At 62.8% G+C, this 23,281-nt stretch carries 19 protein-coding genes; 11 read left to right on the forward strand and 8 right to left on the reverse strand.

The features are described 5' to 3' along the window. Window positions 1-25: 25 nt before the first annotated feature. Window positions 26-790 carry an SAM-dependent methyltransferase gene (locus tag GWL_RS06375; RefSeq protein WP_008327899.1) on the reverse strand — a complete coding sequence of 255 codons (765 nt, stop codon included), beginning with the start codon at window positions 788-790 and terminating at the stop codon, window positions 26-28. Window positions 791-991: 201 nt separating this feature from the next. Between GWL_RS06375 and GWL_RS06380 the strand changes: the two genes are divergently transcribed. Both GWL_RS06380 and GWL_RS06385 read left to right on the forward strand, forming a co-directional pair. Continuing rightward, the gene (locus GWL_RS06380; RefSeq protein ID WP_008327900.1) at window positions 992-2,449 is read left to right on the forward strand and encodes a Ppx/GppA phosphatase family protein; all 1,458 of its coding nucleotides are present in this window, start codon (window positions 992-994) and stop codon (window positions 2,447-2,449) included. A gap of 288 nt (window positions 2,450-2,737) precedes the next feature. After that, window positions 2,738-3,772 carry a Fe(3+) ABC transporter substrate-binding protein gene (locus GWL_RS06385; RefSeq protein WP_008327901.1) on the forward strand — a complete coding sequence of 345 codons (1,035 nt, stop codon included), beginning with the start codon at window positions 2,738-2,740 and terminating at the stop codon, window positions 3,770-3,772. Between the two features lie 101 nt (window positions 3,773-3,873). Here GWL_RS06385 and GWL_RS06390 read toward each other — a convergent pair whose 3' ends face one another. Beyond that, window positions 3,874-5,028 (reverse strand): GNAT family N-acetyltransferase, encoded by a 1,155-nt coding sequence (locus GWL_RS06390; protein ID WP_008327902.1) that lies wholly within the window; start codon window positions 5,026-5,028, stop codon window positions 3,874-3,876. A 119-nt stretch (window positions 5,029-5,147) separates the two neighbouring features. Between GWL_RS06390 and GWL_RS06395 the strand changes: the two genes are divergently transcribed. The 4 genes from GWL_RS06395 (at window position 5,148) to GWL_RS06410 (ending at window position 10,001) form a co-directional block, all read left to right on the forward strand. After that, on the forward strand, window positions 5,148-7,205 hold the full coding sequence (locus GWL_RS06395; protein WP_008327905.1) for an NAD(+) synthase: 2,058 nt from the start codon (window positions 5,148-5,150) through the stop codon (window positions 7,203-7,205). Between the two features lie 179 nt (window positions 7,206-7,384). Next, window positions 7,385-7,723 (forward strand): P-II family nitrogen regulator, encoded by a 339-nt coding sequence (locus GWL_RS06400; protein ID WP_006463535.1) that lies wholly within the window; start codon window positions 7,385-7,387, stop codon window positions 7,721-7,723. Window positions 7,724-7,986: 263 nt separating this feature from the next. Continuing rightward, window positions 7,987-9,507: an aldehyde dehydrogenase gene (gene adh / locus GWL_RS06405; RefSeq protein ID WP_008327906.1), complete on the forward strand. Its 1,521-nt coding sequence runs from the start codon at window positions 7,987-7,989 to the stop codon at window positions 9,505-9,507. Between the two features lie 104 nt (window positions 9,508-9,611). Further along, the gene (locus GWL_RS06410; RefSeq protein WP_008327907.1) at window positions 9,612-10,001 is read left to right on the forward strand and encodes a DUF779 domain-containing protein; all 390 of its coding nucleotides are present in this window, start codon (window positions 9,612-9,614) and stop codon (window positions 9,999-10,001) included. Here the strand turns inward: GWL_RS06410 and GWL_RS06415 are convergent. After that, window positions 9,982-11,997: a sigma-54-dependent Fis family transcriptional regulator gene (locus GWL_RS06415; RefSeq protein WP_008327908.1), complete on the reverse strand. Its 2,016-nt coding sequence runs from the start codon at window positions 11,995-11,997 to the stop codon at window positions 9,982-9,984. The two genes, GWL_RS06410 and GWL_RS06415, sit on opposite strands and share 20 nt — an antisense overlap. Before the next feature lie 188 nt (window positions 11,998-12,185). Here GWL_RS06415 and GWL_RS06420 point away from each other — a divergent pair, with 188 nt between their 5' ends. Next, window positions 12,186-13,430, forward strand: a complete 1,245-nt coding sequence (locus tag GWL_RS06420) for a PA0069 family radical SAM protein (RefSeq protein ID WP_008327909.1) — start codon at window positions 12,186-12,188, stop codon at window positions 13,428-13,430. 59 nt (window positions 13,431-13,489) lie between these two features. Further along, window positions 13,490-14,815, forward strand: a complete 1,326-nt coding sequence (locus GWL_RS06425; protein ID WP_008327910.1) for a leucine-rich repeat-containing protein kinase family protein — start codon at window positions 13,490-13,492, stop codon at window positions 14,813-14,815. Between the two features lie 17 nt (window positions 14,816-14,832). Here the strand turns inward: GWL_RS06425 and GWL_RS06430 are convergent, their stop codons facing one another. The 3 genes from GWL_RS06430 to trxB all read right to left on the reverse strand — a co-directional run bounded on the left by GWL_RS06430 (window position 14,833) and on the right by trxB (window position 16,990). Continuing rightward, a complete protein-coding gene (locus GWL_RS06430; RefSeq protein ID WP_175342387.1) occupies window positions 14,833-15,486 on the reverse strand; it encodes a Smr/MutS family protein in 654 nt (217 codons plus the stop codon). A 67-nt stretch (window positions 15,487-15,553) separates the two neighbouring features. Next, window positions 15,554-15,895, reverse strand: coding sequence for an I78 family peptidase inhibitor (locus GWL_RS06435; protein ID WP_008327914.1), 342 nt, complete (start codon window positions 15,893-15,895; stop codon window positions 15,554-15,556). A gap of 141 nt (window positions 15,896-16,036) precedes the next feature. Beyond that, window positions 16,037-16,990, reverse strand: a complete 954-nt coding sequence (gene trxB, locus GWL_RS06440; protein WP_008327920.1) for a thioredoxin-disulfide reductase — start codon at window positions 16,988-16,990, stop codon at window positions 16,037-16,039. Between the two features lie 393 nt (window positions 16,991-17,383). Here trxB and GWL_RS06445 point away from each other — a divergent pair, with 393 nt between their 5' ends. Both GWL_RS06445 and lolA read left to right on the forward strand, forming a co-directional pair. Next, entirely contained in the window at window positions 17,384-19,729 is a 2,346-nt protein-coding gene (locus GWL_RS06445; RefSeq protein ID WP_008327922.1) for a DNA translocase FtsK, read from the forward strand. Window positions 19,730-19,827: 98 nt separating this feature from the next. Then, window positions 19,828-20,541 carry an outer membrane lipoprotein chaperone LolA gene (gene lolA, locus GWL_RS06450; protein ID WP_008327926.1) on the forward strand — a complete coding sequence of 238 codons (714 nt, stop codon included), beginning with the start codon at window positions 19,828-19,830 and terminating at the stop codon, window positions 20,539-20,541. A gap of 64 nt (window positions 20,542-20,605) precedes the next feature. On the opposite strand, the gene fdxA is transcribed toward lolA, so the two are convergent. After that, entirely contained in the window at window positions 20,606-20,944 is a 339-nt protein-coding gene (gene fdxA, locus GWL_RS06455; protein ID WP_008327929.1) for a ferredoxin FdxA, read from the reverse strand. A 265-nt stretch (window positions 20,945-21,209) separates the two neighbouring features. Here fdxA and GWL_RS06460 point away from each other — a divergent pair, with 265 nt between their 5' ends. Then, window positions 21,210-22,514 carry a replication-associated recombination protein A gene (locus tag GWL_RS06460; protein WP_008327932.1) on the forward strand — a complete coding sequence of 435 codons (1,305 nt, stop codon included), beginning with the start codon at window positions 21,210-21,212 and terminating at the stop codon, window positions 22,512-22,514. 93 nt (window positions 22,515-22,607) lie between these two features. On the opposite strand, the gene GWL_RS06465 is transcribed toward GWL_RS06460, so the two are convergent. Continuing rightward, the gene (locus GWL_RS06465) at window positions 22,608-23,249 is read right to left on the reverse strand and encodes a hypothetical protein (protein ID WP_008327934.1); all 642 of its coding nucleotides are present in this window, start codon (window positions 23,247-23,249) and stop codon (window positions 22,608-22,610) included. Between the last annotated feature and the right edge of the window lie 32 nt (window positions 23,250-23,281).

Consider the following 23,281-nt stretch of genomic DNA (forward strand, 5'->3'; position numbering starts at 1 on the left):
TTTGTCTTTGTGGCGGGGCGAGGGCTTATTCGGCCAGCAGCAGGAATACCGTGGGCTTCTTGTGGAAGTCCGGTGCCTTGTTCGCCGCCAGCGCCGCCTTCCATTGCGCGGCGGTCTGCGTGCGCACCGCTTCGGTAGGCAGCGACAGATCGGTGGCCACGCAGATCAGCGTGCCCGGCTGGCAGGACTGCGCCAGTGCCTCCAGCATGGCGCCGTTGCGATAGGGCGTTTCGATCAGCAGCTGGGTCTGCTTCTCCTTGCGGGAACGGTCTTCCAGCTGGCCGATGCGCTTGGTGCGTGCTGCCGCATCGGTGGGCAGATAGCCGTTGAAGGCGAAGCTCTGGCCATTCAATCCGCTGGCCATCACCGCCAGCAAGAGCGAAGACGGACCGACCAGCGGTCGCACCAGGATGCCATGCTGATGCGCCAGTCGCACCAGGTTGGCGCCGGGGTCGGCCACGGCCGGCACGCCCGCTTCCGAGATCAGGCCGCCGTCACGGCCCGCCAGTAGCGGTGCCAGCAGCGCGGGCAGGGCGGCAGGGGGCGTGTTGACGTTGAGCTCGCTGATCTGGATTGCCTGGATGGGCTGGGCCAGCGGGGTATTGCTCCCCAATAGTTTGAGGAAGGCGCGCGTGGTCTTGGCGTTTTCGGCCACGAAATAATCCAGGCGCGCCGCGATGGCCTGCACCTGGCGCGGGATGATGGCTTCCAGCGGGTGCATGGCGCCAGCGTCGGTGAGGAGTTCGGTACTTCCCAGCGTGTTGGGAACCAGGTAAAGAATGCCGGGCATGGAAGGGAAATGGGATAAATTGTATAAAATAATATTTGCAACGCAGCACGACTTCGCCGACCCGCCATTTTACAGGGTGCAGGCTGTCATCAAAGTGTAATGCGCGCCCATTATCTTGTCGGCTGGGAGACAGGATGCGGTTTAAATTATTTAGCAATTGCTGTGTGCCGTTCGGCGTACAGCCCTTGCGAAAGGAAATGAATGTTTGCTGCGGTAGATCTCGGTTCCAACAGTTTTCGCTTGCATATCGGCAAGTACGAGGACGACGGCATACGCGTCATCAAGAGCGCCCGTGACCCCATCCGCCTGGCGGCGGGCATCGACAAGACCGGCAATCTGACGCCGCAGGCCTGCCAGAGTGCCATTGATTCGCTCACCCGTTTCCGCTCCATTCTGCGCGACTATCCGCTCACGGCCGTGCGGGTAGTGGCCACCAATACCTTGCGCGTAGCCAGGAATGCCACCGAACTGTTGCCCGAACTGGAGCGTGCCATCGGTTATCCGGTCGAGATCATTTCCGGTGAGGAAGAAGGGCGCCTGATCTACATGGGCGTGGCCGGGGTGCTGGCCGATGGCGGCGAGGAACGCATGGTCATCGACATTGGCGGCGGTTCCACTGAAGTCATCCGTGGTCTGGGCGAACATATCCGTCACGTCGAATCCTTCGGCATCGGCACCGTCAACCAGAGCCTGGCCTTCTTCCCCGACGGCGCCATTACGGCGGCCGCTTTCGAGCGCGCCATCATTTCGGCGCGTTCGCATGTGGAAGATGCGGTGCATCTCTTCAGCTTTGATGCGACCAGTGTCAACGTCTACGGATCTTCCGGCACCATGCGCGCCATCGCCGATACCATCCGTCGCAACAACATGGGTGATGGCCGTATCACGCTGCCCAGCCTGGCCGACCTGATGCAGCGCCTGATCGATTTTGGCCACGTCAGCCAGATCGCGCTCGATGGCATGAAGGCTGATCGCGCCGGCGTGATCATGGGCGGGCTGGCGGTACTGATCGGCTTCATGCAGGAGTTCGGCATTGCGCTGATCACGCCGGTGGAAGCCGGCCTGCGCATGGGCGTGATGTGGGACCTGCAATTGCGCGCCACCAAGGCCGACCGTCGTGACCGTTCGGTGGAAGAGTTCGCCCGCCGCTTCCACGTCGATGCCGCCCGTGCGCATGGTGTGGCCGATACCGCGCTGGGTTTCTTCCAGCTGCTCAAGCCCGCTACCGATTCCTACGCGCGCTATCTCTACTGGAGCGCATTGCTGCACGAGACCGGGCTGGTCGTTTCGCCCACCGGTTACCACAAGCATTCGGCCTACATGATCGCCAATGCCGACTTGCCCGGTTTCACCACGCGCGAACAGCGTCTGATGAGTACCTTGATCCTCGGGCAGAAGGGCAACCTCAAGAAGATCAGCGAGATGCTGGCCGATGTCGATTTCGCCAAGGCGGTGCTGGCCTTGCGGCTGGCGGTGATGTTCCGCCATGCACACATCACGCTGGATCTGGAGAAGGTGCGGGTCAAGCTCAAGAGCCGTATCGACCTGGAGATCCGCCGCGACTACATCAGGGAACATCCGAGCATTTCCTTCTGGTTCCAGAAGGAGCAGGAATGGTGGGCCGGCATCGGTGTGGACTTTGCGGTCAAGCTCATCTGATTGCTTCATATCGCCTCCAACACGCCCTTGCCGCGCGGCTGCCGGCAAGGGCGTTTTGTATCGTGCTGCGCCGGATGGATTTGCGCAGATGATAATGCTTCTTGTTTGTGATATAGTCGTCAGCGGTCCATGAACCGCTCAGGCATTACGCCTTGAGTCCACAACGAGGCGATCCCGAGATTGCCCACTGCGACAGCCCAGTCCCACCTTCCCGGACCGCCTTCCGCGCCAAAAGAAAACGCCGTTTCAATGACGGCGGTCGTTCACTCTTTTTGAAAAGGATGGTCCATGTTCCACCGTCAACTCGCCGTCGGCGCCGTGCTGGCTGCCATTGCCGCTTCCAGCTTCGCGCAGGAGAAGGTCATCAATCTCTATTCGGCGCGCCACTACCAGACTGACGAAGCCCTCTACGCCGATTTCACCAAGGCCACCGGCATCAAGATCAACCGTGTCGATGGCGACGATGCCGGCATCCTGGCGCGCCTGAAGAGCGAAGGTGCCTCCAGCCCGGCCGATGTGATCCTGCTGGTGGATGCGGCTCGTCTGTGGAAGGCGCAGAGCGAAGGGCTGTTCCAGCCGGTCAAGTCCAAGCTGCTCGATGAGCGCATTCCCGCCAACCTGCACAGCAAGGAAGGCAGCGAGGGTACGCAGTGGTTCGGCTTCTCCACCCGCGCCCGCGTGATCGTCTACAACAAGGCCAGCGTCAAGCCGGAAGACGTCGATACCTATGAAGCCCTGGGCGACCCGAAGAACAAGGGCAAGCTGTGCACCCGCAGTGGTTCGCACCCCTACAACGTGTCGCTGTTCGGCGCGCTGCTGGAGCATGACGGCGCGGCCAAGACCGAAGCCGTGTTGAAGGGCATGGTCGCCAATCAGGCGCGCCAGCCGGTCGGTGGCGATACTGACCAGATCAAGGCGGTCGGTTCGGGTGAGTGCGGCGTGGCCATTTCCAACTCCTACTATGTGGCGCGCCTGCTGCGTTCGACCAAGCCGGAAGACGTGGCGCTGATGGAAAAGGTCGGCATCGTCTGGCCCAACCAGAAGAGCTACGGTGCGCACGTCAACATCGCCGGTGGCGGTGTGGCCAAGAACGCGCCGCACAAGGCTGAAGCCGTGCAGTTCCTGGAATACCTGGCCAGCGATTCGGCCCAGCGTTACTTCGCCGAAGGCAATAACGAATGGCCTGCCGTCAAGAGCGTGAAGACCGAGAACCCGGCACTGGTGAAGATGGGGCCGTTCAAGGCCGAAGTCATCAATGTGGGCGCGGTGGGAGCCAACCAGCAGAAGGTGTTGCAGATGCTGGATCGCGTTGGCTATAAATAATTAAAAGGATTTAAACGATTTAAATCGTTTGGGTGTTTTGATGAAAACCGGTCCGTGTGATGCGCGGGCCGGTTTTTTCATGTCAGAGGGAGAAGGACGAATCAGCGCGGCGTATCCCGGAAGGGATTATGTTCGTTCAGCTCGGAAATATAGCCATCGATGCCATTGCTTTCCCGCGACAGGAAGTGCTCCACCGCATCATAGAACCCCGGATGCGCCAGCCAGTGCGCCGACCAGGTTTTCTGCGGCAGGAAACCGCGCGCCATCTTGTGCTCGCCCTGGGCGCCGCCTTCGAACCAGGTGATCTTCTCGGCGATGCAGAATTCCAGCGGCTGGTAATACGCGGTCTCGAAATGCAGGCAGGGCACGTGTTCCAGCGCGCCCCAGTAGCGACCATAGAGCGTATCGGCGTCATGCACCGTCAGCGAAGAGGCGATTGGCTCATCGTCCCGCAGTGCCACCGTCAGCAGCAAATGCTGCGGCATGGTCTCACCGATGCGGCGGAAGAAATCCAGGTTCAGGTAAGGCGTGGAGTAGTGCGCTGCATAGGTGTGCCGATAGCAGCGATTGAAGAAGCGCCAGTGCGCCTCGGTGATCTCGGCCCCGCGCAGCCAGACGAAACGCACCCCTTGCTCGGCTACCTTGCGGCGCTCGGCCAGGATGTTCTTGCGCTTCTTGCGGTCCAGCGTATCGACGAATTGCGCAAAATTGCCATACCCTTCATTGTGCCAGTGGAACTGCACCCCGCTGCGCAGCAGGAACCCGTCGTCCGCCAGCAACTGCGCCTGTTCCGGCGGGGGATACAGGATATGCGTGGAGGAAACTTCACTTCGCTCCTGCAGCGCCCGTAATGCGGTCACCAGCGCCGCGCGGGCAGTCTCGTCGATGGCCAGCAGGCGCGCGCCGCGTACCGGCGTGAAGGGGATGGCCGAGAGCAGCTTGGGGTAGTAGTCCACGCCATGCCGCTGGTAAGCCTCGGCCCAGGCCCAGTCGAAGACGTATTCGCCATACGAGTGAAACTTGCGATACAGGGGCAGGGCGGCCACCAGTTGCTCCTGCTCGCCATCGGCCTGCCACAGCGTCAGATAATGCGGCTCCCAGCCGGATTCCGGACTGGCGCTGCCGCTCTCGTGCAGCGCATGCAGGAAGGCGTACGACAGGAAGGGATTGCCCTCGGCCTGGGCTGTCACCAGCGCATCCCAGCGGGACGGGCCGATCTCGGCCAGAGAAGAAACGATTCGCGTGCGATAATCCATGGACTGCAAGTGACCTGCGAAAGATGGCGCGGCCCACGGCCCGCTCGAACAGGCATTCTACGCAAAATGAACAGAACGCGTCGCCGCCCTGGCGAAGTGCACGGAGTCCAACACACGCTATGCAAAGCCCCTTCTTCAATCTCTACAACCACGGTTTCGCCCGCGTCGCCGTGGCAGTGCCGGACTGCAAGGTGGCCGATCCCGGCTTCAACGCGCAAGCTACCATCGCCCTGGCCGAACAGGCCGCCGCCCGTGGTGCGGCCCTGGTGTCCTTCCCCGAACTGGGCCTGTCGGCCTACAGCTGCGAAGATCTGTTCCAGCAGCGCGCCTTGCTGGACGCCTCCCTGCAGGCTCTGCAATCGGTGCTGGAAGCGTCCATGCGCATCTCCGTCGCTCTCATCGTGGGCATGCCGCTGAAGGTCGATCACCAGCTCTACAACTGTGCCGTGGTGGTCCACAACGGCCGCATCCTGGGCGTGGTGCCCAAGAGCTACCTGCCCAACTACAGCGAATTCTACGAAGCGCGCCAGTTCAGCAGCGCCGATTGCGCCGTCACCCGCCGTACCCGCCTCTTGGGGCAGGACGTGGACTTCGGCAGCCATCTGCTGTTCGAGATCGGCAACATCCCCGACTTCCGCTTCCATATCGAGATCTGCGAAGACGTCTGGGTGCCGATCCCGCCGTCCTCCTTTGCCGCACTGGCCGGGGCTACCGTGCTGGTGAACCTGTCGGCCTCCAACATCGTGGTCGGCAAGTCGGGCTATCGGCATCAGCTGGTGTCGCAGCAATCGGCGCGCTGTCTGGCGGCCTATCTCTATTCCTCGGCCGGCAATGGCGAATCCACCACCGACCTGGCCTGGGATGGTCAGGCGCTCATCTGCGAGAACGGTGAACTGCTGGCCGAGTCCGAGCGCTTTGCCGAAGGCGGTCACGTGATCTATGCCGACATCGACCTGGAACGCCTCTCGCGTGAGCGCTTTCACCAGACCACCTTCGGCCAGTCGGTACGCCGTCATGCAGAAGAAGTACGCCGATTCGAGGTCGTGCGCTTCGATGTGCAGATCCCGCAGGAGCAGCCCTTGCCGCTGCAACGCCGGGTGGCGCGCTTCCCCTATGTGCCGGCCAATGCCGAACAGCGCGAACTGCGCTGCCGCGAGGTCTACAACATCCAGGTGCAGGCACTGGTGCAGCGCCTGTCTTCCTCGAACATCAAGAAGGTCGTCATCGGTGTGTCCGGTGGTCTCGATTCGACCCATGCGCTGCTGGTCTGCGCCAAGGCCATGGACAAGCTGGGCCTGCCGCGTTCCAACATCCTGGCCTATACCATGCCCGGCTTTGCCACCAGCAGCCGCACGCTGGTGCAGGCGCATCAGCTGATGGCGCAGGTCGGCTGCTCGGCGCAGGAGATCGATATCCGCCCCAGCTGCGAACAGATGTTGAAGGACCTGGATCATCCGTATTCACGCGGTGAGCCGGTCTATGACATCACCTTCGAAAACGTGCAGGCGGGCGAGCGCACCAATCACCTGTTCCGCCTGGCCAATCATCACGGTGCCATCGTCATCGGCACCGGCGACCTGTCCGAACTGGCGCTGGGCTGGTGTACCTATGGCGTGGGCGACCACATGTCGCACTACAACGTCAACGCCAGCGTGCCCAAGACCTTGATCACCCACCTGGTGCGCTGGGTGGCGGAATCCGGTTCGCTGGAACTGAAACAGCCGGAAGTGCTGATCCACGTCCTCGAAACCGAAATCAGCCCGGAACTGGTGCCGGGCGCCTCGGACGGCGAGCCGGGCCAGCGCACGCAGGATTTCATCGGTCCCTACGAGTTGCAGGACTTCAATCTCTATTACATCCTGCGCTATGGCTTCACGCCGGCCAAGGTGGCTTTCCTGGCGCACAGCGCCTGGCAAGACCGCAGCATCGGCCATTGGCCGGATGGCCTGCATGGTGCGCGCAACCAGTACAGCTTGCCGCAGATCAAGAAAAACCTGGGTATCTTCGTCTATCGCTTCTTCAAGACCAGCCAGTTCAAGCGCTCCTGCGTGCCCAATGCGCCCAAGGTCGGCTCGGGCGGCTCGCTCTCGCCGCGTGGGGATTGGCGCGCACCCAGCGATGGCGAGGCCACCGTCTGGCTCCGGGATCTGGAACGTATTCCCGATCTGGAGGACTGAATCCGGCTTTTTATGGCCCGGCTTGTGCAAGAAGGTTGAAAGCTGGGCACGCCTGATTGACAATGTGCAAGTGGGCAGGACGCCATGGTCTTGCCAGTAAAATAATAATAAATGCTGTATCCGCTATTCAATAGATCGTTGAGATCGTTTCTTTACGACATACCAAGAGAGGAATTGCCATGAAACAAGTGACCGCCATCATCAAACCGTTCAAGCTGGACGAGGTGCGTGAATCCCTCGCCGAAGTCGGCGTCACGGGCCTGACGGTCACCGAAGTGAAAGGCTTCGGACGCCAGAAGGGCCACACCGAACTCTATCGCGGTGCCGAATACGTGGTCGATTTCCTGCCCAAGGTCAAGATCGAGGTCGTGGTGGACGACAAGGTGGTCGAGCAGGCCGTGGACGCCATAATCAAGGCCGCCCGCACCGGCAAGATCGGCGACGGCAAGATCTTCGTGCAGGAAGTGGAACAGGTGATCCGTATCCGTACCGGCGAAACCGGCCCGGATGCCGTCTGATTCAGGACAGCGCAAGCATCACGAGAGACCGGCCGCTGGCCGGTTTTTTTACGTCCGCAGTGCAAGAAAAAGAGTGTGTCAGGCTGTCCCTCTGCGCTGTCCCGGGCTGCGCCAGATTGACACAGCGTGACAATGATGCTGGCGCGCAAGGCCCGTCCAGAGCGGGTTTGCAGGCTGGCATGCGATTTGCCATCCAGAGGGATGAACCTCCGCCGCGGCCATGATCGCGGCGGGATTTCAACCATAACCCGAACGGAGACGACATGAACCTGGCAGACATCAGCAAACTCGGCGTACGCGACCCCTTCAAGCAACGCTACGACAACTTCATCGGTGGCAAATTCGTGCCCCCGGTCAAGGGCGAATACTTCGAGAACATCAGCCCGGTGATCGGACGCGCCTTCTGTGAAGTGGCCCGCTCCAGCGCCGAAGACGTGGAGCTGGCGCTGGACGCCGCCCACGCGGCCAAGAAGAGCTGGGGCAAGACGTCCCCCACCGAGCGCGCCAACATGCTGCTCAAGATCGCCGACCGCATGGAAGCCAACCTGGAGCTGCTGGCCACCGCCGAAACCCTGGACAACGGCAAGCCCATCCGCGAAACCATGGCCGCCGACATCCCGCTGGCCATCGACCACTTCCGTTATTTCGCCGCCGCCGTGCGCACCCAGGAAGGCAGCATCTGCCCCATCGACAACGACACCTATGCCTACCACTTCCATGAGCCGCTGGGCGTGGTCGGCCAGATCATCCCCTGGAACTTCCCCATCCTGATGGCGGTGTGGAAGCTGGCCCCGGCGCTGGCCGCCGGTAACTGCGTGGTCTTAAAGCCGGCCGAGCAGACCCCGGCTTCCATCATGGTCCTGATCGAACTGATCGCTGACCTGATCCCGCCCGGCGTGGTCAACATCGTGCAGGGCTTCGGTGTGGAAGCGGGCAAGCCGCTGGCCTCCAACAAGCGTATCGCCAAGATCGCCTTCACCGGCGAGACCACCACCGGCCGCCTGATCATGCAGTACGCCTCGCAGAACCTGATCCCGGTGACCTTGGAGCTGGGCGGCAAGTCGCCCAACATCTTCTTTGCCGACGTGCTGGACAAGGATGACGAATTCTTCGACAAGGCCCTGGAAGGCTTCGCCATGTTCGCGCTGAACCAGGGCGAAGTCTGCACCTGCCCCTCGCGCGTGCTGGTGCAGGAATCGATCTACGAGCGCTTCATCGAACGTGCCTTGAAGCGCGTGGCCGCCATCAAGCAGGGCAATCCGCTGGACAAGAGCACCATGATCGGCGCGCAAGCCTCGCAGGAGCAGCTGGAAAAGATCCTCTCCTACATCGACATCGGCAAGCAGGAAGGCGCCAAGGTGCTGGCCGGCGGCGGACGTGAAGAACTGGGTGGCGACCTGGCCTCGGGCTATTACGTCAAGCCGACGGTGTTCCAGGGCAACAACAAGATGCGCATCTTCCAGGAAGAAATCTTCGGCCCCGTCGTCTCGGTGACCACCTTCAAGGATGAGGAAGAAGCCCTGTCCATCGCCAATGACACCCTGTACGGCCTGGGCGCGGGTCTGTGGACCCGCGATGGCACCCGTGCCTTCCGCATGGGTCGCGAGATCCAGGCTGGTCGCGTATGGACCAATTGCTATCACCTGTATCCGGCGCATGCGGCCTTCGGTGGCTACAAGCAATCCGGCATCGGCCGTGAAAACCACAAGATGATGCTGGACCACTACCAGCAGACCAAGAACCTGCTGGTCAGCTACAGCCCCAAGGCGCTGGGCTTCTTCTGATCGCGTGATCTTCGTTTGACTCCTTGCAGCAAGGCAGCTTCGGCGCCGGTCCGCCTCCCCGCGGCCGGCGCCGCTTTTATGGTAGATCCGACAGGAGAATGGCGATGAAGGCATTGCCCAGGGTAACGGCCACCGAGGCCACGGTGGACTTGCTGCGTCAGTTGAAGAGGCGGCATGGTGAATTGATCTTCTTCCAGTCCGGCGGTTGCTGCGATGGCAGCGCGCCGATGTGCTATCCCGCCGGCGACTTCACGCTGGGCGATACCGATGTGCATCTGGGAGAGATCGATGGCGTGCCGTTCTACATCGGCGCCGACCAGTTCGAATACTGGAAGCATACGCAACTGATCATTGACGTGGTCAATGGCAACGGCGGCATGTTCTCGCTGGAGAACGGCAGCGGCAAGCGCTTCCTGACGCGCTCGCGGCTGTTTACCGATGAGGAGTACGAGGCGCTGGCGCCGCTGGCGCCGCTCAGTGCCCGCGTGACTTGAAGCGCCGGTAGAGCGTATTGCGCGACACGCCCAGCGCCTTGGCAGCGGCGCTGACGTTGCCGTCATGGGTGCGCAGGGCGCGCTCGATGGCAGCCCATTCGCTGTCGTGCATGGAGAGCGATTTTTCGCGTTTTTCTTCATATGCCATGTGTACCGGCATCTCGCAAGCCGCCTGCACGGGCGCCGCCTCTTCCAGAAAGTCATCTGGCAGGTGTTCCACCCCTATCCAGGCCTGGCCCTCGGCCATGGCCAGGGCGGTGCGGATCAGGTTGGAGAGCTGCCGCAGATTGCCCGGCCAGCGGCTGGCCTGCAGCAGGGCCAGGGCCTGGGTATCGAAGCGCGGCGCGTCGGCGCCGCCTTCCTGCTCCAGAATGCGCTCGATCAGGCCGACCAGGTCGCTGCGTTCGCGCAGAGCTGGCAGCTTCACCTGCAAGCCGTTGATACGGTAGTACAGGTCTTCGCGGAAGGCATGACGCGCGGCCATCTCGCGCAGTGGCTGGTTGGTGGCGCACACCAGCGCGAAGTCCACCGGGATGACGCGCTGGCTGCCCAGGGGCGTCACCGCGCGTTCCTGCAAGACCCGCAGCAGGCGGCCTTGCAGGGCCAGCGGCATGTCGCCGATCTCATCGAGGAAGAGGGTGCCGCCCTGGGCCTGGGCGATCTTGCCCAGCGCTCCCTTGCGACGCGCACCGGTGAAAGCGCCGTCTTCATAGCCGAACAGTTCGGCCTCGATCAGATTCTCCGGAATGGCCGAGCAATTCACGGCCACGAAAGGCGCTGCGCCTGTCCGGGTTTGCGTGGCCCGCAAGCGCGCGCTCTCGCGGTGGATGGCCTGGGCCAGCCATTCCTTGCCGGTACCGGTCTCGCCGGTGATGAGGATGGGAATATCGCGGTCGATGACCTTGCGCAACTTGGCGATGAGGGCGCTCATGCGGGCGTCGCCGGTATCGAGTGCCTGCAGGCCGGGACGCGGCGGGCCTGCATGAGGCCGTGCAACGGGCGCCGGGCGGTCGGCGGGGATCGTGTGCGGCGTATCGATGATGGCTTCGCGCGCATTCTGAAAATGCTGGTCGCGCAGCCGCAGTTCGGCCCGTCCATGGATGCGGATGCCGTTGTGCAGGCACAGCTCCAGCAAGCCCGGGGCGGCCTTGCGATGGTGCTCGAACAGCAGCGACAGCGGTACCCCGAAGAGCGATGCGAAGGTATGCGATTGCAGCGCCGCCAGCGTCAGCCCCAACTGGAACTGCGCACTGCGGTTGGCCGCCAGGAAGCGTCCGCCCGGGGTGAAGCTGACGATGCCTTCGACCAGCGTGCCGACGAATTCGGCACGGCTGTGGAAGTGCAGGGTGATGCAATCGGGGAAGCTGCCGGCCAGCAGGTGGTTTTCTATCATCTGCGCCGACATGCGTACCAGCGCCATGGTGTGCTTGTGGAAGCTGCCGCATTCGCCGGAGACGTCCAGCACCCCCAGCACCTGGCCGCGATGGTCGAAGATGGGGGCGGCTGAACAGGTCAGGAAACGGTTGGCATCCAGATAGTGCTGCTGGGCATGTACGGTGGTCGGCTTCTGCTCGAACAGGGCCGTACCGATAGCATTGGTGCCACGCAATTGTTCCGACCAGCATCCACCCGGACCCAGCGCCACGCGGTCGGCCTTGGCCAGGAAATCGCTGTCGCCCAGGGTGTGCAGGATGGTACCTTCGGCGTCCGACAGGATCACCATGCTGTGGGTATTGCGGATCTGGTCGTAGAGGGTTTCCATGACCGGGCGGGCGTGGCCGGAGAGGGCCTGGTTGGCTTCCAGCGTCTGTGCCAGGTCGGCGCGCGAGAGCGCGTCCAGATCGGGGCGCTGGCCGCGCGTGATGCCGTAGGACGAGCTGCGCTGGTGCGAGCGCTCGATAGCCTGCAGATCCAGCAGCGCATCGGCGCCGGACTGCACCAGGGGCGAGGCGCCCAGCAATGTACCGGCAGCGCGCCGGTTTGCCTGGTATTGCATCCTTGTCTCCTTGGGACCTCGGGTGGTCCTTGTTCCCCCTTTGTGGTCGCTTTCTTCGCTGATGGGAAGCTGAGGGTGAACAAGCATAACCGATTAATGCGGCACCCGGACAAATTGAAACAGCATTTGCAGTGCGCCCCAAGTGAAGGCAAAATACTGTTCATATATACAGTATCGTTGAGCTTGCCTTGGCTTCCTTCCCCAAATTCCCGCAGGGCATTGCCCGGCCTTTTCCTGACCAGCCTGCGCCTCCTGGCGAGGATGACGCCACCCTCACGCCGGAAACCTTCGTCCATCGCAACCAGGTCGCGCGCAAGGGCCGGGGAGCCGTCACCAATCTGCGCGGGCGCTACGAATCGGTGGCACGGGAAGAGTTCGATGATGGCTGGCAGGCGGTCAGTTTTGCCGCCGTCGAGCCGCTTGCAGCCGAGGTGATGGAGGATGACGAGCCGCCGCGCCTGAAGACCATCGTCACCGAGGAAGACGCGCGCTCCATCATCAGTCGCAACAGCTCGCCGGACCTGCCGTTCTCGCTCTCGCTCAATCCCTACCGGGGTTGTGAGCATGGCTGCATCTACTGCTTTGCACGGCCCTCGCACAGCTATCTGGGCCTCTCGCCCGGTCTGGATTTCGAAAGCCGGCTGGTCGCCAAGCGCAATGCGCCCGACCTGCTGCTGCGCGAACTGGCAAAGCCGTCCTATGAACCCGACACCATCACGGTGGGCATCAATACCGATGCCTACCAGCCCATCGAGCGCGAGCACCAGCTGACCCGGCGCATCCTGCAGATCCTGCACGATTGCGAGAACCCGGTGGCGATGATTACCAAGTCCTCCCTGATCGAGCGCGACATCGACCTGCTGGCCCCGATGGCCGCCAAGGGGCAGGCCATCGTCGCGGTCACCATCACCACGCTCGATGCCGCCATTGCACGCACGCTGGAGCCGCGCGCGGCCAGCCCGGCGCGGCGGCTGCGGGTGATTCGTACCCTGGCCGAGGCGGGTATTCCGGTCAGCGTATCGATTGCCCCGGTGATTCCCTTCGTGACCGAACCAGACCTGGAGCGTGTGATGGAAGCCGCCGTCGACGCCGGTGCGCGGCAAGCGGGCTACATCGTGCTGCGCCTGCCGTGGGAAGTCAGCCCGCTGTTTCGGCAGTGGCTGCAGGCGCATTTCCCCGACCGGGCGGCGCGGGTGATGAACCGCATCCAGGACATGCGCGGCGGCAAGGATTACGACGCCGACTTCGCCACCCGCATGCGTGGCACCGGCGTCTGGGCCGACCTGCTGCACCAGCGTTTCGAGAAGGCCAGCCGGCGGCTCGGCATCGATCACCGCAACCGGGCCTTTGCCACGCTGGATGCCAGCCGTTTTCGGCGACCGCAGGCGAGGTCCGGCAGATCACCAGGCGATGCCCAGCTGGATCTGTTCTGAAGGGTCGGGCGGGCACTGGTAAACTCCGCGCTTTCTGACGTTTTTCTTCACCTCTTTGCATGCACACCCTGGAACAATTGCGCAGCGGCGCCCTGAAAGGCATTACCCGCCTGTCTCTGTCGTGCGGCCTGCGCGAATTCCCGCCAGAAATCTTCACACTGGCTGAAACCCTGGAGATTCTGGACCTGAGCGGCAACGCGCTGGCTGCCTTGCCCGACGACCTGCCGCGCTTGCGTCGCTTGCGCATCGTGTTCTGTTCCGACAATGCCTTTACCGTATTGCCAACCGTGCTGGGGCGCTGTCCTGCGCTGGAAATGATCGGGTTCAAGGCCAACCGCATCGAACACGTCCCCGCCGAATCGCTGCCGCCTTCGCTGCGCTGGCTGGTGCTGACCGACAATCGCATCACCCGGCTGCCCGCCAGCATCGGGCAATGCAGTCGCCTGCAAAAGCTGATGCTGGCCGGGAACCGCCTGCTCACCTTGCCATCGGAACTGGCGGCCTGCCGCCATCTGGAACTGTTGCGCCTGTCGGCCAATACGCTGGAGGCGTTTCCACACTGGCTGCTGACCCTGCCGCGTCTGAGCTGGCTGGCCATGGCCGGCAATGCCTGGTGCGCGGCGGTGGAAGAAGCGGCAGACCGCCATGCTCAGGTGGCGGCAATCCACTGGCAGGATCTGCAACTGGCCGACAAGCTGGGCGAGGGTGCTTCCGGCGTGATCTACGCCGCCCGCTGGAAGGACGCCAACAAGACGCAGCCGGTGGCGCTGAAGCTCTTCAAGGGTGCCGTCACCAGCGACGGCCTGCCCGAGCGCGAGATGGCGGCCTGCATCATGGCCGGCCGCCATCGCGGGCTGATTCCCGTGCTGGGGCGATTGCAAGGTCATCCGCAAGCGGTGCAGGGACTGGTCATGCCGCTGATTGATCGCGATTTCAAGGTATTGGCCGGCCCGCCTGACCTGCAATCCTGTACGCGCGATGTCTATGCGCAAGGCTTCATGCTGACCTGGAGCCAGGTGCTCGTCATTGCACGCGATATCGCCTCGGCAGCAGCTCACCTGCATGCGCAGGGCATCGTGCATGGCGACCTCTACGGTCACAACATCCTGCATCGGGAGGGTGAAGCCCTGCTCGGCGATTTCGGTGCGGCCTGGTTCTACGATGTCGAACAGCCCCATGCCTGGGGTGTGCAGGCCATGGAAGTACGGGCCTATGGCTGTCTGCTGGAAGAGTTGCTGGCGCATGGCCAGCCGGAAGATGAAGCGGGCCAGAAGCAGCGAGCCGCGCTGGCCGGTGTGCGCCAGGCTTGTCTGAGCCCTGACGCCGCCGCACGGCCGCATTTCGAGGCCATCGTGGCCATGCTGGACCATTTGTCTGCGGGCTGATGCCGCAGGCGCGGTAGTCAGGCCCGCTCGCTGGAGCGCAGCAGCACCACCAGTGCTCCCGCGCCGCCATCGGCCGCGCGCGCCTGGCAAAAGGCCATCACTTCATCCTTCTGCGCCAGCCAGTTGCGTACCTTGTGCTTGAGTACGGGTTCCTTGTTCACCGAACCGAGCCCCTTGCCGTGGATCACCCGCACGCAGCGCAGGCCGCGGCGGCGCGATTGGCGCAGGAATTCACCCAGGGCCTCGCGCGCCTGGTCGCGGCGGTAGCCGTGCAGGTCCAACTGGGCCTGGATCACCCAGTTGCCACGACGCAGCTTGCTCAATACATCCATGCCCACACCGGGGCGGGCGAAACTGAGATTTTCGTCGCTGTCCATCAGGGTCTCGATGGTGAACTCATCCGAGAGCGACTCCAGCAGTGCGGCCTGTTCATCGGCCAAATGCTGGCGCGGAATGGGGAGGGGAGGTTCCGGAAGACACAGGGCCTTGTCGACCACCTTGGGGCGCAAGGGCGCCACCTGCCCGATGCTGTTGCGGAAGATGTTGGCTTCCTCGCGGGCTGCCGCTTCCTGGCGCTGGCGCTCGGCCAGGGCCAGTGCGCGCGCTTTTTCCTGTTCCTGCAGATCGCGGCGCAATCCCTGGAGCGCCGAGAAATCTTTCATTGTCGCCATGACAGCCACCTAACCCTGTAGCGTATTGTTCCCCGAGTGGCTACTTTAGCAGAAGCGGACGCGCTCTTCAGCCGCAGGCGACCTTGATGATCACCATGCCCGGATCGACCTGCAGATTCAGGCGGCGCGGGTTGAAATCCAGGGTGGCGGCATCGTCCGGCTTGAGCACGCGGATCTCGGCGGCACCCGATTCGGCCAGCGCCTGGCGTTCCACGTAGCCGCTGTAGTTCTCGCCGATCAGGTGATCGGCGCGGGAGGCATCGCATTGGCCGGCCGTGGCATCGGCCACCGGGGTGTCGCGCGAAGCGCTGCAGGCGACCAGCACGGCACCCAGGCCCAGCGTGACCAATACCGCCTTCAATGCCGGCGAGCTGCGCCCGGAACGGGAGGGAGATGAGTGATAGGGCACGATGCTTTCCTCGGTCTTGATGATTCTTGTGTTTGATTGCTCGAGTGAAACAAAAAAGCCGGGACGACAACTCGTCACCGGCCTTTTGAGTGCCTGTCGCGTTGCGAGTTCTCGCAGCGCAGCATTTTACATTGATTTACCTTATTCGAGGCCTTCCAGATAGCGCTGTGCATCCAGTGCTGCCATGCAGCCCGTGCCGGCGCTGGTGATGGCCTGGCGGTAGACGTGGTCCTGCACGTCACCGGCGGCAAAGACACCGTCGATGCTGGTGGCGGTGGCAAAGCCTTCGGTGCCGGTGCGGGTCTTCAGGTAGCCGTTGTGCATCTCCAGCTGGCCTTCGAAGATGCTGGTGTTGGGCTTGTGGCCGATGGCGATGAACAGGCCGTGCACCGGGATTTCGGTGATGGCGCCGTCCTGGGTCGACTTGATCTTGATGCCGGTCACGCCGCTGTCGTCGCCGACCACCTCATCCAGGGTGGCGTGCCACTGAATGGCAATCTTGCCTTCGCTGACCTTGTGCAGCAGGCGGTCGATCAGGATGGGCTCGGCACGGAACTTGTCGCGGCGGTGCACGATGGTGACCTTGCTGGCGATGTTGGAGAGATACAGCGCTTCTTCCACGGCAGTGTTGCCGCCGCCGACCACGGCCACTTCGCGGCCACGGTAGAAGAAACCGTCACAGGTGGCGCAGGCCGATACGCCGCGGCCCATGAAGGCTTGTTCCGAGGGCAGGCCGAGGTACTGGGCCGAGGCGCCGGTGGCGATGATCAGGGCATCGGCCGTGTATTCGCCGCTGTCGCCGATGAGGCGGAAGGGGCGTTCGGAGAGCTTGGTGGTGTGGATGTGATCGAAGATGATTTCGGTCTTGAAGCGTTCGGCGTGCTGCAGCAGGCGCTGCATCAGTTCCGGTCCTTGCACGCCCAGCGGGTCGCCCGGCCAGTTTTCGACGTCGGTGGTGGTCATCAGCTGGCCACCTTGTTCCACCCCGGTGATGAGCACCGGGTTCAGGTTGGCGCGCGCGGCATAGACGGCGGCGCTATAGCCGGCGGGGCCGGAGCCGAGAATCAGGACCTTGGCATGTTTGGGCGTGCTCATAAGCTACTCATCAAATGTTGTGGGATCGCTTCTGCAAATGAGGCGACTCCCGGAGATTTCAATTCCGGACGGCCAGGCACATCAGCCAGGCCGTCCGGCACAAGCGGGTGCTTGCCAGCGCACAAGTTTGCGGTTTGCCGCGCTGCAAAACGGGTAAGATTATAGTCCATGTCCTCTGCGGGGCTCATGGAATTACGCTATGTCGGCAATAGTCGGCGGCTGCGGGGGCAGTGGCAGGGCTACTGTCCAGAATATGAACAAAAAGACAGCACAGCCAGAACGATAGCGGCCAGTGACGGTCAGTGCAGCGGGTTTCCCGCTGGCCTGCGCAAAACCGCGAAGCGCCAATTCAATGCCGTTACAATGACGGCGTGTTTTTTTTGTACGGAAGTTATGTCCAAGACGAGTCAAGCCCACATCCGCACCACCAAGACGCCGGCGCCCCCGATGCCCAGCCGCCTGGTCAGGCTGTTATCGGAAGCGCGCTGGCTGGCGCTGGCGGCCCTGCTGGCCTATCTGGTGCTGATCCTGCTGAGCTATGCCAAGACCGACCCCGGCTGGTCGGTGGCCAGCTCGGTGCCCCGCGTGGGCAACTGGGGCGGCCGGGTCGGTGCCTGGATGGCCGATCTGATGCTGTACATCTTCGGGCTGTCGGCCTGGTGGTGGTGCGTGCTGTTGGCGCGCTCGGTGTGGACCGGTTATCGGCGCCTGTCCAACCGCTTCCTGGTGTCCCAGCCGGTGGAGCCGGAACATCGACAGGAACCGCTCATCCGCGCCGTCGGCTTTGTCTTCATGCTCACCGGCAGCATGGGGATCGAGTTCACCCGCATGCAGCGTTTCGCCCCCAAGTTGCCGCATTCCTCCGGTGGCGTGCTGGGCGAGATGATCGGTTCGGCCATGCAGCCCACTTTCGGTTTCACCGGCGCCACGCTGCTGCTGTTGCTGCTGTTCGGGCTGGGCTTCTCGCTGCTGTTCCAGGTGTCCTGGCTGGCGGCGGTGGAACGCATCGGTGGCATGATCGAGGATGGCCTGTTCTGGGTGCGCGACTTCTTCGCCGCCCGCGCCGACCGCCGCGCCGGCCAGGAAGCGGCCGTCAAGCGTGAGGAAACCGTGGTGCAGGAGCGCGCCAAGATCGTGGAAGCCCCGCCGATCCGCATCGAACCGCAGATCGTGGAGGTGCAGAAGTCCGACCGTGTCCAGAAGGAAAAGCAGACCAGCCTCTTCGATGACTTGAACAGCGAACTGCCGCCACTGTCGCTGCTCGATGAGGCCCCGCCTGCGCAGCAGACGGTGTCGGTGGAAACGCTGGAATTCACCAGCCGCCTGATCGAAAAGAAGCTGGCCGACTTCGGCGTCGAGGTCAAGGTGGTGGCGGCTTATCCCGGCCCGGTGATCACCCGCTACGAGATCGAACCGGCCACCGGTGTGAAGGGCAGTCAGATCGTCAATCTGGCGCGTGACCTGGCGCGTTCGCTGTCGCTGACCTCGATTCGCGTAGTGGAAGTCATCCAGGGCAAGAATTTCATGGGTCTGGAATTGCCCAATCCCAAGCGCCAGATCGTGCGCCTGACGGAAATCCTGGGCTCCAAGGTCTACAACGACAGCCATTCCAGCCTGACCGTGGCGCTGGGCAAGGACATCGCCGGCAATCCGGTGGTGGCCGACCTGGCCAAGATGCCGCACTTGCTGGTGGCCGGTACCACCGGCTCGGGCAAGTCGGTGGGCATCAATGCCACCATCCTCTCGCTGCTGTACAAATCTTCACCGCGCCAAGTGCGCCTGATCCTGATCGATCCCAAGATGCTGGAACTGTCGATCTACGAGGGCATTCCGCACCTGCTGGCGCCGGTGGTGACCGACATGCGCCAGGCCGGCCACGCGCTGAACTGGGCGGTGGAAGAGATGGAGCGCCGCTACAAGAAGATGTCCAAGCTGGGCGTGCGCAACCTGGCTGGTTACAACCAGAAGATCATCGATGCCGAGAAGCGCGGCGAGAAAATTCCGAATCCCTTCAGCCTCACGCCCGATGCCCCCGAACCACTGGAGCAGCTGGAAACCATCGTCATCATCATCGATGAACTGGCCGACCTGATGATGGTGGTGGGCAAGAAGGTGGAAGAACTGATCGCCCGCATCGCCCAGAAGGCGCGCGCGGCTGGCATCCACCTGATTTTGGCCACGCAGCGTCCGTCGGTGGACGTCATTACCGGCCTGATCAAGGCCAACGTGCCGACGCGCATTGCCTTCCAGGTCTCTTCCAAGATCGACTCCCGCACCATTCTCGACCAGATGGGCGCTGAAACCCTGCTGGGCATGGGCGACATGCTCTACAACCCGCCGGGTACGGCCTTGCCGGTGCGAGTGCACGGCGCCTTCGTGTCGGATGATGAAGTGCACCGCGTGGTGGAGCACTTGAAATCCCAGGGGGAACCGAATTACATCGAGGGCATCCTAGAGGGAGGCGTGCTGGAGGACGCTGACGGCGGTGCTGGCGGCGGTGCCGCAGCTGGCGCCGGAGGCGGTGGCGAAGGCGACGAGATGTACGACCAGGCCGTGGCCGTGGTCCTGAAACATCGCCGGGCCTCGATCTCGCTGGTGCAGCGTCACCTGCGCATCGGCTACAACCGTGCGGCGCGCTTGCTGGAGCAGATGGAGCAAAGCGGTCTGGTCTCCACCATGCAGTCCAATGGCAACCGTGAAATCCTGGTGCCGGCGGGTGCTGGCGATGCGGCTGAATAAGCGGTCTTCCCTCCACATCAAGCTGCCCTGAAGGCCGGCCACCATCGCGCCGGCCGCCACCTTGCCGGTGGCGCCTAGTCAAGAAGGAATCAAACAACATGGACAATTCCAGAAACGCTTTCCGCTCGCGCCCTGCGCAAGCCCGTACCTTCAACCTGCGCCGCCTGATGATGGCGGCCGGTCTTTCCGCGCTGGCCGTGGCCGGGGCCATCGCCATCACCGCGCTGACACCAAACCGTGCCTCGGCTGCCGCGCTGGACCAGTTCAAGCAATTCGTCAGCAGCACGCAGTCGGCCAAGGGTGCGTTCACCCAGCGCATGGTGCGGGTGGAGAATGGCACGTCCAAGGTGGTCAACACCTCCAGCGGCAGCTTCGTGTTTTCGCGTCCCGGCAAGTTCATCTGGACCTACCAGAAGCCGTATGAACAGGTGATCCAGGCCGATGGGGAAAAACTCTTCATCTACGACAAGGACCTCAACCAGGTCACCACCAAGAAACTGGGCAATGCGCTGGGCTCTTCGCCGGCCGCCATCCTCTTCGGCAGCAATGATCTGGAAAAAAACTTCACACTGAAGGAAGCCGGCACCAAGGATGGCCTGGAATGGCTGCAAGCCATCCCCAAGAGCAAGGACACGACCTTCGACACCATCGGCATTGGCTTGAAGAACGGCACCCCGGTGGCGATGGAGCTGCATGATTCCTTCGGCCAGGTTTCTTTGTTGAGCTTCGACAGCTTCGAGAAGAATCCGCCGCTCAAGAGCAACAGTTTCAGCTTCACCATTCCCAAGGGTGCGGACGTATTCAACAACTGAGCTTGTCCGCCCGTAGCGAAACAGCCCCGCAGGCTTGCGCTTGCGGGGCTGTTTTGCTGGTGCTTCAGAGGTCGGGCATCTTCAGCTGGGGCAGCTTGTCGGGCAGGTCCTTCCATTGCTCGTGGTCGGGCAGGGGCGCTTTGGCCTGGGTGATGGGCTTCCAGCCGGGCAGCTTGGCCAGACGGGCGTTGAGGTCCTCAAAGTGGGAGAGGGCGGCGGGCAGGTCGGTGGCGTTGTAGATGGCACCGACCGGGCATTCCGGCACGCACATGGAGCAGTCGATGCAGCCGTCCGGGTCGATGACCAGGAAATTGGGGCCTTCCAGGAAGCAATCCATGGGGCAGACGCTGACGCAATCGGTGTACTTGCACTGGATACAGGAATCGGTGACGACGAAGGGCATGGAGACGCAGGGAGAGGCAGGAAAAAGGGCGATATGAAGAAAAAAGCGCAGGCTGCATTCTACCCGCTGGGCCGGATGGTTGCAGGCGCGGGCATGACTGCGCCATCGCCCCTGTAGCGGCCTGCTGCGTTAGACTACGGCCTTTGGTGAATGCGCCTTGCAATCCGGCGCCGCGCCCGCATCCTGATGACTATGAACTTTATTTCCCTGACCGCCCTGCTGCGGTTCTTCTTCTCCGATCTTCCGAGTTTGCGCGGGGCGGTGCATGGCTGACCTGTTCGCGCAAGAACCCGCTGCGCCGCTGGCTGAAGCGCTGCGCCCCAAGACGCTTGATGAGGTGATCGGGCAGTCGCATCTCTTGGGCGAAGGCAAGCCCTTGCGGCTGGCCTTCCAGTCCGGCAAGCCGCATTCGATGATCTTCTGGGGGCCGCCGGGTGTGGGCAAGACCACGCTGGCGCGGCTGACCGCCACCGCCTTTGCGTGTGAATTCATTGCGCTGTCGGCGGTGTTTTCGGGGGTCAAGGATATTCGTGCGGCCATGGAGCAGGCCGAGCAGAATCTGGCGATGGGCAAGCACACGATTCTGTTCGTGGATGAAATTCACCGGTTCAACAAGTCGCAGCAGGATGCCTTGCTGCCCTATGCGGAAAGCGGCCTGGTGACCTTCATCGGCGCCACCACCGAGAATCCTTCCTTCGAGGTCAATTCGGCGCTGTTGTCGCGGGCGCAGGTCTACGTGCTCAAGTCGCTCACCGATGAGGAACTGAAGCAGTTGCTCAAGCGTGCGCAGGACAAGGCGCTGGGGGATCTGCAATTCGACGGACAGGCCACCGACACCATCATCGGCTACGCCGATGGCGATGCTCGTCGCTTCCTCAATCTGCTGGAGCAGACCCAGACGGCCGCCCGCACGACCGGCACGCAGCTGGTGACGGCCGAGTTCCTGCAGAATGCGCTGACGCTCAACAGCCGTCGTTTCGACAAGGGTGGAGACAATTTCTACGATCAGATATCGGCCTTGCACAAGTCGGTACGCGGCTCACATCCGGATGCGGCGTTGTACTGGCTGACCCGTATGCTCGATGGTGGCGCCGATCCGCGCTACCTGTCGCGGCGCATCGTGCGCATGGCCTGGGAAGACATCGGCCTGGCCGACCCGCGCGCCATGCAGATCGCCAACGATGCCGCGCTGACCTATGAGCGCCTGGGCAGCCCCGAGGGCGAACTGGCACTGGGGCAGGCGGTGATCTACCTGGCGGTGGCGGCCAAGAGCAATGCCGGCTACAACGCCTACAACGCTGCGCGCGCTTTCGTGAAGCAGGACAAGAGCCGGGAAGTGCCGGTGCATCTGCGCAATGCGCCGACCAAGTTGATGAAGGAATTGGGCTACGGGCATGAATACCGGTATGCCCATGATGAGCCCAATGCCTATGCGGCGGGGGAGACTTATTTGCCGGAGGGGATCGCTGAGCCGGGCTGGTACCAGCCGGTTCCAAGGGGGTTGGAAATCAAGATAGGCGAAAAGCTGGCGATCTTGCGGCAGTGGGATGAAGATGCGCAAAAAGAGTAAGTCAATTCTTGGGGAGTAGCCGTCTTTTGAGACGGTTTTTTTCACCGCCATGAGCGCGAATCAAACCAGTGTTTTTTGAGGGCAGATAGTCGCTCAGGGAGTAACGTCATAACGCACCGACGCTTCCCCCTTCTTGACCCGTACGGAGTCAATACGAATTCGCCCGATCTCTCCCAGCGACGCCACGTGCGTTCCGCCGCAGGGGTAGGCGGGCAGCTCGCCAAAACCGATCTGCCGCAAGCCATTCTCCATGGCCATCACGCAGGGTAAATCCTGCGCCAGCAAGTCATTGCAGCGGCGCTCCAGCTCTGCCGGCACCAGTTCCTGGGCTGTGCCATCTGCGGCGGCAGCCACGCCCACCACGCGCGCTTCCCCCGGCCAGTGATGCGCCTTGGTGGGCTTCCATCCCAGTTCGGCCAGTACCTGCCCGATCACGTGGCCCGCTGAATGCAGCCGGGCGTGCAACTGGCGCGGCTGCGCATCCACGCAGGCCAGCGCCGGGCCAGGCGCCACGGGGGCGGTGGTGTAGTGGACGATGCCTTCACTTTCGCTGTTCACGCGCAGTACTTCCACCGCACCGATCCGACCGGTATCACTGGGCTGTCCGCCACCCTGCGGATGAAAGGGTGTGGCCGACAGCCGCACGGCGTAGCGGCCATCGTCCTGCGCAGTGCAGTCCAGCACTTGGATGTCGGCGCGCAAGGCGGGGTCGGTGAGGTAGAGACGTTCGGTCATGACGAGGCTTTCAATGAAACTGCGGCGAGTGT

The sequence above is a fragment of the Herbaspirillum sp. GW103 genome (assembly GCF_000261365.1).
Lineage (GTDB): Bacteria > Pseudomonadota > Gammaproteobacteria > Burkholderiales > Burkholderiaceae_D > Herbaspirillum.